Genomic DNA, 16,529 nt, shown 5'->3' with positions numbered 1-16,529 from the left:
CCCCTCCTATAACAGTTGTTGAATCTTTGTGCTGTCACCCGGGTGATAGCTTCGCAGCTTTTGAATGGCGGAGCCGTGAGTTTCCGGGTACACTTCAATCGTTTCGTCTGCCTGTTCCGTTTCATCATTCGTTTCGTTTGCCATTTTCATCATTACTAGCTGCTTCAGCGGTCCCCCGAGCAGCAATTCCAAAGCTTCCATTGCTTCAGGGGATTCAATTGAGCCTATGCCTGCCTGAGCCATTCTCTTCTGGTAATCCGGTGATGAAACAACACCAATGCTTCCCCAATAACTCCAATTCATCACGGCTACTGTACAAGGCCATACTTGAGAAAGCCGCTGTGCAAAAGCATCCTTAAAACTGCAGCCCGCAGCGTAATTGCTTTGTCCGGAAGCTCTTGCAAACGATTGTACGGAAGAGAAAAACAAAACAAAATCCAGTGGTTCATGCCGGAAAACTTGGGCCATTCGCACGCTTACATCAACCTTTGCAGCAAGAACGTTTCTGAAACATTCCTCACTCATATTCATCAGGCTTCGATCTTGTAAGACAATCGCAGAATGGATGATGCCGTTGATTTCACGATGCGTTTGTTTCATTGTTTCATACGCGCGTTCAAATTCCTCTCGGTTAGCCGCATCTGCTTGAATGTAATACGGGGCTGGCCCTAGACGTGCAAGTCTGTCCAGCTTGCTTTGAATGGCTGCATCCTTTTTCCTTCTGCCAATCCAAACGATCTGCGCCTGATATGTTCTGATCATATATTCACTCCACGCCTCACCAATACCGCCAGCTCCGCCTATGACAACATAAACACCTCCGTGCTTATACTTCGTGTGCACCGGTTGATTGTTGTGTACTGGAATTAGACGAAGCTTATGCCAAATCTTGTTTCGATAGGCCCACGTATTCCCTTCTTGATCGGCAGGCAAGGAAAGGAGTTGAGATAACGGCAGGTCTTCGTATTTTTTAACATCGATCAGCTTTGTCTGCCAATTTGGATATTCTTTTGTCATTGAACCAATCAGGCCGTGCACCCCGGCATCGACCGGGTCGACAATATCATGCTGATCAACATATTGTGTGTTCACCGTCACGACCGTCCAGCTTATCTCCTTCTGTCCATAGCCTAAAGAAAGCATTGCCTTAATGAGCCTATACATTTGAATGACGCCTTGATCTTGGGCTTCAATCATTTCATCGCCGACTTCGCACTCTGTCACACGAGAAGGAGACATCCACACGATGTGGTCAAACGATCCAAGTGCTTCAAGCTGGCCTGTAATTCTATGAATTGATGCGTTCGGCTCAATGTACAGCTCCTTGGCAAACGGAAACTCCCTTTGAACAGCTTTTCTGCTGATGTCATCCCCTCCGAGGATGACAACACGCTCATCAGCAGGCGAAATGATCCTCTTCTCCAGCTGCACTCGATCCCATATCGGCGCCATAAGAAGCGCTCCGTTAAGAGTTGCTTTGGAGTTTCCTAGTGATGTCGGCCCGTCTGGCGGTTGTATGCCTTCTTCCAGCAGCCTTGAGGTAATCCCCTTGATTCTTACACACACTCGGCCTTGTTCATCACACAAATCAATATCCAGTCTCTGTATTTTGTCCTCATTAGGACGAGATGTCACAGACACCCACATTTTATTTGTACACGGGCTGAATATTTCTAGCTCTTGCAGCGCAAAAGGCAGAGAAAGCTGCTCGTCACCGGAATTCAGCTTTAGCCCGATCGACGCTTGTAAAGCAGAATCGGCCATACTTGGATGAAGAACGAATTCATTCAGTGTGTGAGTTACACCAGCAGGCAGAGAAAGCTCTGCCAAGGCTTGATTGCGGCCGATGTAAAGCCGATCTATCCCTTGAAAACCAGGTCCGTAGTCAATGCCGATCGCCTTAAACAGTTCATAACATTGGTCGTGTGAGAGTGTGCTTAAACTGCATTGGTCTTGAAGCACGCTGATATCCTGGACCGGAATGTCTCCTGCCCCGCGGATTGAAGCACTGCCTTGACAATGTATCTTTCGATCATTGTGTGCAGCCTCTGTATAGACGTTAAAAGCAATCTCGCCGTCCTGCTGGGGATTTAGACTGATATCCACTTGAACAGGCTGGCCGTCCGCCACAATCGGCTGCACCCACACAACATTTTTGATGTGAATAACAGATTGTTGATCTTCGGTTCTTCTCACTGCTCTTATAACGGCAGCATGAACCATCTCAAGATATGCCACGCCCGGCATAACCGGTTTTCCCTTCACCTTATGATCGGCGAAAAAGAACTCAGCACCTGTAAAGGCCGAGCTGAAACGCTGCTCTGACAAATCAGATGTGTTGACATGTATCAATGGATGCAAAGCTGCTGATTCGACTGTTTTTAAAGCTGTTTGATGGGCGGCTGCCTCCTCTTTCGTATCCGTTATCCAGTAGCGTTCTTTCGCAAATGGATAGGTAGGGAGGCTGATGCGTTTCGGCTGTTTGCCGTCATACAGTTTGCTCCAGCCTATTTCCATGCCTTTTACCCATAAATCAAGAAGTCTTTCATATATGTGAGGCTCCCAGCTATTGTTGAGCGTTTTCTGTACTTCGTCATCTGATCTCAATGTTTGTGCGATACCTTTTTCTGCTCTGCCTCTGTACATGTACTTCGCATTGGTGCCCCCTTCTATAAAGAGGTTCAGTTTTTCCAGCAAGTCCCCAGTCGAGACAGCGATAATCCCTAATCTCTCCTCCATAGCATCACGCCCCTCTTGGAGTGTATAAGCAATATCAGTGAGGTCACGAGCAGTGATAGATCGCTTGCTGATAAAGTCTGCTAATTGCCGGGCTTGGTCTTTCAGACGATCTTCATCCTTTGCCGACAAAATAAAGATGCCCGGGTGCTGTGCTGTCACAGCTGGTGCTGTTGCAGGATGGGTTGTTTCTTTCGGAATATATTCCTCAATGACCACGTGGGCATTGACGCCGCCTATCCCGAACGAACTGATGCCTGCGCGGCGCGGCAGCTCTCGGCCAGCTTCATCCCGAAGCGCCTGCCACTCTCTCGATTCCTGCACAATATAAAACGGGCTGTCATCCAGTTTGATATATGGATTAACAGTTTCACTGTACAGACTTTTGACAAGCGTTTTATGCTTAAGCTGCAATAACACTTTAATGACACCCGCCACACCGGCCGCCAGTGATAAGTGACCGATGTTTGTTTTCGCTGACCCAAGTCCGCAATGGCTGCCATGAACAGCCGGGTCCCCCGTTTTTTCATACAGCTCTTTAAATGCCGCTTTTAAGCCGTTGATTTCTACTGGATCGCCCAGCTCGGTTCCAGTCCCATGCGCTTCAATATAAGTTACGGTTCTTGGATCAATTCCCGCTTTTTCATATGCTGTTTTTACGACATCCGCCTGAGCTTTCGGATTAGGAGTCGTTAGAGAATTTGCGCGGCCACCGTGGTTTACCGCACTTCCTTTAATGACACCGTAAATATGATCACCGTCTCGTTCAGCCGCTGTCAGCTTTTTCAGAAAGAGAATGCCGGCACCTTCACTGACTGCGAATCCATCGGCTTTGTCAGAAAATGTTTTGCATCTTCCTTCTTTGCTCAGCGCCCCGGCTTTATCATAGGCGATATGGCCTTGCGGAGTTACGACCGTGTTGACCCCTCCCGCAATCGCCATTTCACAGTTTCCATTTTCAATGGCGCAAACCGCATGATGAATGGCGACCAAAGAGCTTGAGCACGCAGTGTCGATCGGTTCACTCGGTCCATGAATGTTCAGGAAATAACTGACTCTATTCGGTCCTGCAGAAGGACTCATATTCGCAGCCGCTGAGCCTTCGATGTCTACATTTGACAGAAGTGAACTGTACCCTGTGTTTCCTGTCCCGATGAAGATGCCCGTTTTGGTTCCTGCCAGGCTTCTCGCTGAGTGTCCCGCTTCTTCTACCGCCTTCCACGCATAGGTCATTAACAGGCGCTGCTGAGGCTCCATCTGCTCAGCCTCCAGCGGAGATATACCGAAGAACAATGGATCAAAGTCAGCTACTTCATCAATAAAACCGCCCCATTTGACGTTTGTTTTATTCGCTTCTTTCAGAGGGTCTCCGTAATACTCCTGCCAATCCCAGCGGTCTTTTGGAACCTCTGTAATACAATCTGCGCCCGATGACAGGTTCTTCCAATATTCCTCAACGTCTTTTGCCTTTGGGAAAACGCCGCTCATCCCAACAATCGCAATAGGCTCAGGCTTGTGATCAGCTTCCTTTTGCATTGGTGTTACCGAAGGTTTTACAAAGCGGTTTTCAGTCGAAAACGTCATATTTTTTATATTCTGTTCGACAGGCTGCATCAGCACCCCAGCTTTGGCAGGCGTTTGAGCTGTAAAAGCATTTGGATATTCTTCTGACAGATACCCTGCAAATGCATAAACAGTTGCGTGCTCAAAGAAGATCGTAGGCGTAAGATCCAGCTTGTACTTCTCATTCAGTGTATTTGCGAATTCAGTTAACGTAATCGAATCAAATCCATATTGATTAAACTCCATGTCCGGGTCAATCTCTTCAGGTTTGATTTTGAGCAATTGAGAGATTGTTTGCTTTAAAACTTCTTGAATGTGATCGAACATATTCCCTTGATCCATTCTTGCTTCAGATGTCACCGGTACTTGCACTGTTTTCATTGGTACATCATCAGAAGACGGCTTTTGAGTCAGCTTTTCCCTCATCATGTCTTTGAATCCTTCCATGACGATGACTTGATCTTTGCCAAATGCCAAACCTTTATACAGCGCTTGAATGCCGGTCTCGGTCCGCATTGGAGTCACACCTGTGTTTTTCAACGTCATGTTTTCAATTTCTTTATTCGCGCGCATGCCGCCTTCTTTCCAGAGCGGCCAATTGATTGACAACGTTTGTCCGTGCCTGTACATGGCGGTTACAAGCGCATTTCGATAAGCAGCATAACTGTCCATAAATGCATTAGCCATTGCATAATCGGCCTGTCCCGCGCTGCCGGCAACACTTGATATTGAAGAAAAGAGGATAAAGAAATCTAACGCAAGATGCTCGGTTGCCTCATCCACATTCACAAGCCCTTTCACCTTAGGAGCGAGAACTTGTGTCAGCTCTTCATTGGTTTTGCTCATAAGATAGTTATCTTTAATCAGCCCAGCGCTGTGAATGACACCATTCAAGTCTTCGTAATCAGACGTAATGCTTGTGATAAGCTCGGAGGCTGCTTCCGTTTGTGTCACGTCAACCTGCCTGTATTCTGCGCGAGCCCCTAATTGCTGAAGTTCGTTAAGCTCCGCCTGCTGATCCGCATTCAACTCGGATCTGCCTGTCAGAATGAGCACAGGCTGTTCGGCTTGACGAGCAATTTCTTTTGCAAAAATAAACCCAAGTCCTCCTGCGCCACCCGTGATGAGGTAAACACCTTTATCTCTCCACGGCATGCTTATTTCCCGATCATCTATTTGCATTTCATCCAGATCATTGATGTACCGTTTGCCTTTTTCATATTTGATGTGCTGATCTTCTGTGTGCCTTTTATTCTCTTTCAGTTTTTCTATTACACTTTCAATATTTTCATGTGAATCGATTTCAATCGTCTGGCCGATTAGTTTTTTATTCTCCAGGCCGGCGGTTTTAAGGAGCGCCGATAGCCCTGAGAATGAGTACTGCTTTCTTTGTGCAGAGGTAAGTAGCTGGATCAGAACATTGCCCTGAGGTCTGCTTTTGAGAAGACCCTGGACCGTCTCAAGCGCTTGTTCGGCATAATCTTGGAACCTCTCTGCAAGTCCTTCGCGGAATGACTCCAAAACGATGCATTCCGCTCCTGTCATTCTTGATTCAATGCGATCTTTTGAGAGGCCATTCATGTCGCAAAGCATGACAATGTGCCGTTCGTAATGAGGCTCAGGACTATCTTTTTTAAAATCCTTAGGCACCCATTTTTCTTCAAACATCAGGGTTGCCAGCGTTTGATCAGATTCCGCCGATCCAGAGCCGCCTTCTGCTGCTCTGAAAGATAATCCTTTCATCCGTACGCAAACATTGCCGCTCTCATCTAAAATATCAATATCGCGCTTTTGCACCTTATCAGTTGCCTTGCTGCCTTGGCTGTATCTTGCGTATACCCACATTTCTGACGAACATGCTCCGAAGACTTCAAGCTCCTGGACCGCAAAAGGCAGTGTCAGCTGGTTATCCCCGGCGCCTGTCAAAATGCTTGACGCCTGCAAAGCAGAATCCATCAGCCCAGGGTGCATTTTGTATTGGCTGAGCGTATCTGCAGCTGACGGATGCAATGACAATTTTGCCAAAACAAATTGTTCAGCTGTATAGATTTTTTTCACTCCGCGATAAGCAGGACCATATTCAAATCCAATCATTCGATAGGTGTCGTATACTTCGTTTACGCTGAAATGGCTTTCCTGACACTTCTCCCGCAGAGATTGCAAATCAACCGCCGGCAGATTTTCAGCAGGATTCAATACCGCGCTGCCTTGACTGTAGACGATTGACTGTTCGCCAGTAACGTCTGAATGACCATAGATTTCATAAGATATCTCACCATTTTCTCCCGGTAAAAGCCTAATGTGTACTTGCTGCGGCTGATCCTCTACAACAATAGGCCGCACCCACACCGCATTCTTTAGCTTCATGATGCGTGGTACACCTTGTACCTCTGCGGCCTGCTCAACAGCTGCCCGCGCCAATTCAAGATGAGCCACTCCCGGCAAAATCCGTTGGCCTTTCACAACATGATCAGCGAGGAAAAACTCTTCTCCCGTATAAATAGAGCTAAACCTTTGTTCCGAGAGATTCGATGTGTTTTGATGCATTAATGGATGCAGCACGGCTCCGCCAAGGCGGGAGGCTGCTTGATTTGCATCAATGCTGCTGCTTTTTTCAATATGATCAGAAATCCAATAACGGTCTTTTGCGAAAGGATACGTCGGCAAGCTGATGCGCTTTGGCAGATTCTCGCCATACAATTTCCTCCAGTCTACATCAAGCCCCTTTACCCATAATTCAAGCAATTTTGCATACTTTCCCCGTTCCATCCATTTCTCGACGGCTTCTTGAATCTCTTCGTCCTCTGTCAGCATTTGGAGTGTGCCTTTATCAATCCTGCCTTTAAATACATCCTCCACACCGCTTTTCTCCGCTGCAAAGTCTTTTAACTTTTTCTGTAAATCCTCAATGGAACCGGAAATAATCCCGAGACGTTCTTCCATCGCATCCCGTCCGGCTTGCAGTGTATAAGCGATTCGGGCGAGATTTACGTCACTATATGTTTGCTTATCAAGCGCATCTGCCAGCTGCTGTGCATGTTCTTTTAGCCTCGCTTCATTTTTAGCCGATAAAACGAAGATACCCGGATGTTCCGGCGCGATGGATGGTATATTCTCATCGGATGCTTCCGGAATATATTCCTCGATAATCACGTGGGCGTTTACTCCGCCGATTCCAAATGAACTGACACCTGCCCGTCGAGGAAGCTCTTCTCCCCGTTCATTTTTCAGCGCTTTCCATTCTTCCGTTTCCCGTACGATATAGAACGGACTGTTTTTCAGCTGAATGTATGGATTCACGGTTTCGCAATGCAGACTTTTCACTAAGGTTTTATGCTTAAGCTGCAATAATATTTTAATAACTCCTGCTGCACCGGCTGCCAGCGATAAGTGGCCGATGTTTGTCTTTACAGACCCTAATCCGCAGTAAGGATTGGCTGATGTGTCTCCTTCATTTACACCCAATGCTTTAAAAGCTGATTTCAAACCGTTAATTTCAACCGGGTCTCCAAGCTCCGTTCCGGTTCCGTGGGCTTCAATGTAGGTCACGGTTTTCGGGTCGATTCCCGCTTTTTGATATGCCGACTGAATAACATCTGCCTGCGCCTTCGGATTGGGAGTCGTTAAAGAGGCTGCACGGCCGCCGTGATTGATTGCACTGCCTTTTATGACTCCGTAAATGTGGTCTCCCGCTTCTTCAGCCGCTTTTAATTTTTTCAGGAACAGTATGCCGGCACCTTCCCCATGTGCAAAACCATCGGCTTGATTTGAAAACGTCTTGCATTTTCCTTCTTTGCTCAGTGCTCCCGCCTTATCAAAGCTGATATACACCTCAGGAAGGATAATCGTATTTACACCGCCGGCTAATGCCATGTCACAAGTGCCTTCCTCAATTGAAGAGATGGCATGGTGGATCGCCACTAGTGAACTAGAGCACGCTGTATCAATCGGTTCGCTCGGCCCGTGCAGATTAAGGAAATAACTGACACGGTTCGGACCGACCGATGGGCTCGTATTGGCTGCCGCTGATCCTTCTATTGCCGAGTTCGCTTTAGATAGAAGAGAGCTGTATCCTGTATTTCCCGTTCCGATGAAGACGCCGGTTTTTGTGCCTGACAACCTTTTCGCCGAATATCCTGCATCTTCGATCGCTTTCCAGGCGTAAGTCAGCAGTAAGCGCTGCTGAGGTTCCATTTGTTCAGCTTCACGCGGGGAAATGCCAAAGAATAATGGATCAAAATCTGCAATACCGTCAATAAAACCGCCCCATTTCACGTTCGTTTTATTGACGTCCTTCGCCGGATCACCTTCATATTCACGCCAATCCCAGCGATCTTTCGGGATTTCCGTCATGCAGTCTTTGCCCTCTTTTAAGATGTTCCAGTACGCCTCAACGTCTTTCGCCATAGGGAAAATCCCGCTTATGCCCACAATGGCAATTGGCTCAGGCCCAGCATCACTCTGTATGGCGTTTGGCAGCATGACTTGCTGCTTTCTGCGTCTTTTAGCTTTGGCACGCACGGCTTGTTCCTGTTTCGCGGCAGGCTGAATCTGAGCCGATACAGCGCGCACAGCAAATGTCTTCGCAAATACCGATTGATATTCTTCTGACAAATGCTTGCCAAACGCATGAATCGTCGGGTGGTCAAAAAATACGGTTGGCGTCAGCTCTAACTGATAGGCGCGATTGATATGGTTGGTGAATTCAGTCATGGAGATAGAATCAAAACCATACACCGTCATCTCGGCATGATCATCAATCGTTTCAAGCTTGACCTTTAACAGCTTGGCGATCTCTCGCTTTAACATCGCCTTTACTTTATCCAGCAAACTGTCTGCATCAATGCTATTTATTTGTTCAGTCATGTGTTCTGCTTCCTTCTTTTCCATAGGTGCTGAGGCGTTTTTGGCCAGCATGTTTTGTTTTAATTTCTGCACATCGCCTTCGATCACCATTACTTGGTTTGCCTCTGAATGAAGTGCTTGATATAATGCCTGAATTCCTTTTTCCGCCCTCATAGGAACAATACCGGCAAGTTGCACAAGCCTTTTCTCAGTTTCTTGATCGACCTGCATGCCTCCATCTCTCCATAAAGGCCAGTTTACAGAAAGCGTCTGCCCATGCCGCTGGCTGAGGTCGGCAAGCCTATTTCGATAGCCTGCATACATATCCATAAATACATTGGCTGCCGCATAGTCAGACTGACCAATGCTCCCTAAACTTCCTGAAAGAGATGAAAAGAGAATAAAGAAGTCTAAAGGCAAATCCTTACTCGCTTCGTCTAGATAAACAAGCCCTTTTACTTTAGGCGCCAGTACATCGTGCAGATCTTTTGCCTGTTTATTAACCAGGTAGCTGTCCTTGATGATTCCGGCACTATGAAGAATACCGTTCAGACGGCCATATCTTTTTTGAATGTCGTCAATGAGCTGATAGACTTCAATTTTATTGGTAACATCTGTTTGCCGGTAGGTGATGTCAGCCCCCTTGCTATGAAGCTCTTTCAGCTTTTTGCTTTTGCTTTCGCTAAGAGGTGAGCGGCCCGCCAGAATGACTGTCGCATTTTTCGTTTGTTCCGCAATTTCCTTTGCAAAAATATGACCTAGTCCGCCGGCACCTCCTGTAATGAGATAAACGCCATTGTCTTTCCACGGTTTGCTGCCGTCTCCTTTTGCCTGTTTGATTTCACGCCAATCAGCAATATACCGTGTCCCGTTTTGATATTTGACATATGAATCGCTGCTCATTTGATTTTCTAACAGTTTGCCAGCAATGCTTTCTCCACTTTCTTCACTGCTGACTTCAATCATTTGGCCGGTTAGTTTGGCATTTTCCTGACAAGCTGTTTTCAGCAGTCCTGTCAACCCTGAAAACAATTGCTGTTCTCCCTCGGCAGAGGTCACGATCTGAACGAGAATGCCGTCTTTCGGTTTCGTACGAATGATCTCTTGTACCTTTTTAAACACTTGTTCTGTATAAGAATGGAAACGCCCATCTACTGAAGAAGGCCTTGCTTCCAGGCTGTATACATGGACATCCTCGATGGCTGCTTCAATTTGTTTTCTCGTCTCATGATCATATTCACATAGGAATACGAGATGCTCTGCATATTTTTTTGCAGCTAAGCTGTTAGCAGCCTTTTGTTCTTGCCAAACGGGCTGAAGCAATAAAGTTTCAGCGTTGATTTTTGATGGTTCGGTTTGTATATCTGCCTCCATCACTCTCGTCGAAAATCCTTTCAGCCGCACACAGATCATGCCATGCTCATCACATAGGTGAATATCGACTTTCTGTATCAAATCTCCTGGTTTGTTTTTCGAGTTGAATTGAACATAAACCCACATGTCAGAAACGCACTGACGAAAAACCTCAAGTTCCTCCAGTGCAAATGGCAGTGCTGCCTTAAAGTCTTCAGTGTCTGAAAGTTCCGCTCTGACGACATTTTGCAAATATTCAGCCGCCTGTAACGCCCCGTCCATTACACTTGGATGAAGAACATAATCGCCCAACGTATGTGCAACAGATTCTGGCAGTGATAATTTGGCAAGCAGCTGGCCGTCGCCTTTATATACGGCCTCTACACTCTTGTATCCTGGACCGTAATCGGCGCCGATCATCCCTTCATAAAACGAGGCAGCATCCATTTTGCTTTGATCACATTGTTTCTTGATCTTAGAAAGATCCAGTGCTTTTTCTCGCTTTAACTGAATCAATTCCGCTTTACCTTGGTTATATACAACTGGTTCTGCATCAGCGGATTCCGGATCACCATACATCCGATAAGCAATATGTCCGCCATCTTCATCGTAAAGTCCGATATTTACCTGAACCGGCTCACTTCCTGCTACAACCGGGCGAACCCACACGACATTTTTCAGCCTGATTCCAGTTTCATGATCCTCCAATCCGCCAATTCCTTGTTCTATAGCGGCTCTTGCCATTTCAAGCGTGACCGCCGCCGGCAAAATCGCCATGCCTTTAATGATATGCTCGGCAATAAAATACTCTTGTCCTGTGAAAATGGAGCTGAAACGCTGCTCTGACAGAACCGATGTATTATGGTGCACCAAAGGATGCAAACGAGATGGTTCAATTGTTGTGATAGCGCCGGTGCTGCTTTCAGGCCAGTATCGTTCTTCGGCAAAAGGGTATGTCGGCAAGCTGATGCGGCGTGGCTTTATATTTGGATAGAGCCTGCGCCATTCAACGTGAAAGCCATTTGCCCACATCTCGGCAAGCTTTCTCAATTCTTCTTTTGATATCCGCGATGAAGCCATATCATCTGCTTCAGCATTTCCAAGCAGCTGTTCAGCGGATGTCATTCTCGTTTTTTCTCCTTGAATACAGCCTTCTGCGAGCGGCTTTCCAGTCACAAAAGCTTCCAGCTGATGTTTCCACTCTTCCAGATCGTTCACTATAAAAACGATCCTGTTATCCATTGCTTCACGGCCGACTTGGAAGGTATATGCAATATCTCTTAAAGAGAAATGCCTTTGCTCGTCTTGACTGATATAGGACAGCATTTCCTTCGCGTATACTTGGAGCCGTTCACTATTTTTTGCTGATATAGGAATGATGTAAGGCTGATTGCCTTCGTTTTCGGTACCTGCATCAGAAATGTTTTCATATTGCTCAAATATTGCATGGGCGTTAGTTCCGCCAAGGCCGAATGAGCTCAGAGCCGCCCGATGGACACCTGCGTGTTTCTCTAACGATTTTCGTTCACGGACAACATAAAAAGGAGAGCTTTCAAACTTTATATCCGGATTCGGCTCCGTACAGTTGATGGTCGGTGCAAGTTCATTATGGTATAAACTCATCGCAACTTTAATACATCCGGCTAACCCCGCAGCTGTATCCAAATGGCCAATATTCGTTTTCACTGAACCAATTCCGCAAAATTGTGTTTTGTCTGTGTATTGCTTGTACACTTTATTTAGCGCAGACATTTCAATAGGATCGCCTAATTTCGTTCCCGTCCCGTGCGCTTCAATATAACTGACCGTTTCAGGATGGATCTTGGTTGTATCCAATACATGCTGTATCACTTCTGTTTGGCCTTTTACACTAGGCGCATAGAAGCCTGCCTTCTCTGCCCCATCATTATTGATGCCTATTCCGCGCATAATGGCATAAATATGGTCTCCGTCTTTTACGGCATCCACAGCTTTTTTCAGCAGGATGACTGCTACGCCTTCACCTCCGGCCATTCCGTCCGCCGAAGCATCGAACGCCTTCACATGCCCGTCGCTTGAAAAATTCAACCCGTTTTGGTGCACGTAGCCGATCGCTGATTGTGCGTGCAATGTTGCGCCTCCGACAAGCGCATATTGTGATTCGCCCGATGTCAGGCTTTTGTATGCTTGATATAAACCGACTAGTGATGAAGAACAGTTAGAATGAACAAAATAGCTTGGCCCTTTTAATCCGAGCTTATGTGAGATCATTGTGGGAATGGTTCCGCTTTGGGCTAAAACCCATGAGACATAGCCATCCGGTGATTCATGTCCTTCTGTTGTCTCCTTCGGCAATAACGTTCTATATGAATTGCTGCTTGCAGACATATATACACTTGTTGCCGGAATCTCCTTAGCCACATATCCTGCATCTTCAATCGCTTTCCAGGAGTGCAGCAATAAGAGGCGGAGCTGAGGGTCCATATACTCAGCATCTTTTGGCGAGATTTGAAAGAAACCGGGATCGAATAAGTCTTTCCCTTCGATCACAGATTGCACAGGCACATAGTCAGGATGCTGTATCAATTCTTCGGGAACTCCATTTGCGCGAAGCTCTTCTTCAGAAAAGAATCGTATGCTTTCTTTGCCTTCTTTGATGTGGTTCCAGAAGTCATGATGATTTTTCGCACCCGGGAACTGGCAAGATATCCCTACAATCGCAACACTGTCATCAAAATAAGGGGGAATCTTCTGTTCTAGGTGTTTTCTATCTTTTTTGATATCATAATGATCTTCATTTTGTGTCCCGGCTAGATCTGAGTTTTTCATCTCCAAAATATATTCACTGATTGCACGGATCGTGGAAAACTCAAACAGCTCAGTAACATGAAACTCACAATCGAATTCTTTTTTGATTCGTTCAGCCACAGCTACAGCCAGAAGCGAATCGCCGCCCGCATCGAAAAATCCGTCTTCCGGCCCAAATCCGCTGACCTTGAGCGTTTCCTCCCAAATACGCAGCACCTGATCCTCTATTTCCGTTAATTGCAAGTGATTTGGTTTCCTTCTGTTGAACACGATCTCGCGTTTTTCTAATTCTTTACGGTTCACTTTTCCGCTGGGCGATAATGGAAGCTCATCTAAGCGGATAAAGTGTGAAGGTATCATATATTCGGGCAGACTCGATTTTAGATGAAGGCGCAAATCTTTTGGATTGGCAGAGGCATGTCCGCTTTCCTCTGTATAATAAGCAGCGAGCTGTTGATGGCCCTCAAGCTGCTTCACCACTACCGCCTGATCTAAAATGCCCGGAAATTCACCCAGCTTTGTTTCTATTGCGCCCAGCTCGACGCGAAAACCGCGTATTTTGACTTGGCTGTCAATCCGTCCCAAGTATTCTATGTTGCCGTCAGGAAGCCACCTTGCTGAATCACCCGATTTATATAGCTTCGTCCCTGATTCAAAGGGATTATCAATAAATTTTTCAGCCGTAAGCCCCGGCTTTTTAAAGTAGCCTCTTGCTAAGCCGGCTCCAGCGATGCAAAGCTCACCTGGCTTTCCGATCGGGACAGGCTTCAAATGCTGGTCCACAATATAAATTTTCGTGTTGGAAACAGGCTTTCCAATCGGTGTATGGTGACTTGCGATATCTCCTTTTCCGCATCCGAAATACGCAGCGTAAATGGAGGCTTCCGTCGGTCCGTATATATTTTCAACACGGCAGTTTGTAAAGAGCGATACCGCCTTTTTCACTAATTCTTTAGGGAAGGCTTCACCTGCAACCATCATATACTTCAGCGGACCGTCCTCTGTGAATCGCTTGTTGTCTTTCGCCATTTCTAAAAAAACATGCAGCATGGCCGGCACAAAATTAATGTGAGTCACTTTATATGTTTCAATATAATCCATGCAAAGCTGCGGTGATTTCTCCCCATTAGGCGGAAGAATCACTAGACGGCCGTCTCCAATAAACCATCCGAATAATTCTGAGATCGATACATCAAACACATAGTTCGTCTTCAATAAATATGCATCCTCAGCCGTTACAGGATAGTGAGATTCAAGAAAATTCAGGGTATTCATAATGCTCCGATGCTCTACCATAACCCCTTTAGGCTCTCCGGTGCTTCCCGATGTATAAATAATATAAGCGAGGTGTTCCGGTTTTACTTCCCGCTTTAAACCGCTGCTTTGCTGGTCTGTATAACCGTTTCGGCAAGCTAACTCGATATTGATCGCTTTTACATGACTGCCAGTTAATCCGCTGATCCTATCATGAACGTTAGGTTGGGTGAGGACAATGGATGCCTGACTGTCTTTGAGCATGTACTCTAATCGTTCTTGCGGAAAACTTGGATCTAACGGCACATACGCTCCGCCAGCTTTCAGTATTCCTAAAATTCCGATGATCATATCAAACGAACGCTCTGCACAAATGCCAACGGGCTGTTCAGGTCTAACACCCTGATGTTGAAGGTAGACTGCCACAGATGTGCTTTTTTCATCTACTTCTTTATATGTAAGTGATCTGTCTTCAAACATCACAGCAACCGCATCGGGGGTTTGTTTCGCTTTTTCCTCAAACACCTCATGTATACACTTGTCATTTGCGATGTTTGTCCCTGTCGCATTCCATTGTTCCAGCAAACTAGTTTGTTCTTGATTTAATTGCAAAGAGTAGGCTTCAAGCGGCAAAGACGGGTCCTCCATCATGTGCTGCGCGAGCTTCATATAGTTCTCCATCATGCTTTCAATGGAGGACAGTTCGTACAAATCAGGGTTGTACAGAAGATGAAGCACTGTTTCATTTTCTTGCTCATATATTTCGAGCGCCAGCTCAAATTCACCCTCTTGCCGAATGTCTTCAATATATTCGATGCCAAGCGTTTGATACGGTTCAAGCACTTTTTGCAAGCCTGTTGCCTGAAAAAAGTTTTGGTACAGAAAAGCTGTTTGAAAAACCGGAGAATCCGCGGCCGAGCGGTCTACATTCAGCTCTCTTACCAATGCAGGGAACGGAAACGCCGCATGATCCAGGCCGTCAGCCACTGTCAGCTGCAGTTCCCGAATAAATGCTGTTAATGGCTGAGATCCGATATTCTTGCTCCGAACAGCCATCATATTGATAAAATAACCGATTAGGGTTTCAAATCTGTCTTCTTGCCGACCCATTGTCGGAACGCCAACAATGATATCCTTTTGTTTTGTATAATGATGCAGCAGCACTTTGTAAATGGAGAGAAACACAACCGATTCATTCACATGATTGGTGCGGGCAAACGATTTAATTTGATTTCTCAGGTGATGAGGGAGCAAGCTTTTATAAGCTTGCCCCTTAAATTTTCGTGCTGAAGACCGCGGACGGTCAGCAGGCAAATCAAGAACTGGCAGACTCCCAGACAACTGTTCTTTCCAGTAAGCGAGATGCTCTTCCCCTTCTCTGCCAGTCAGCATTCGATTTTCCCAATCGACAAAATCGTAATAATCAGCTGTTGATGGCTGCTGCAAGGGTTCAATCCCATTCAGCAATTGTTGATACGCTTCGAATAGCGCCGATATCAATGTCAGCATCGACACACCATCAAATATGATATGGTGAATTGTTATAAGAACAATGCATTCTTCTAACCGATGAAAAAGGTGTGTGCGCCATAACGGACCAGCTTCCAACTGGAAAGGTTCTTTTGCTTTTTCTTTTAGAAAAGGCAAAATATCTGCTGATTTCATTGCTGATATATCCTCTTCCACAAAATAAAGATCCTTTGATAACTGAACCGATTGAAATGGAATGCCATTTTCTTCTTGAATCACACTGGCTAAGACCGGATATTGTCTCTGTACAAACAGAAGGGCTTTCCTGAACGTCTCTGCATGTATTGGTTTGCTGAAGCGAAAGCATAAAGGAATGTTATATGCACTCATCCCAGGAGACATTTTTTGAAGCATCCACAGCCCTTTTTGCCCTTCTGAAAGCGGGCTTTTCAACTGCTGCTTCATGCCTTTAAGATGTTCTTCCACCTCAGAAATGGTTAATTCTCCTGATCTGAAGGCAT

Annotated in this window: 1 protein-coding gene; it reads right to left on the bottom strand. The window is 46.0% G+C overall.

Features of this window, described 5'->3' with window-relative positions; translation table 11 throughout:
* Positions 1–6: 6 nt before the first annotated feature.
* A complete protein-coding gene (locus NSU05_RS09075; RefSeq protein WP_082201007.1) occupies positions 7–16,473 on the bottom strand; it encodes a non-ribosomal peptide synthetase in 16,467 nt (5,488 codons plus the stop codon).
* Positions 16,474–16,529 lie beyond the last annotated feature (56 nt).

Origin of the sequence: Bacillus sp. EU52 (assembly GCF_037964975.1) — a bacterium.
Classification (GTDB): domain Bacteria; phylum Bacillota; class Bacilli; order Bacillales; family Bacillaceae; genus Bacillus; species Bacillus subtilis.
This window is presented reverse-complemented; position numbering and strand designations above follow the sequence as displayed.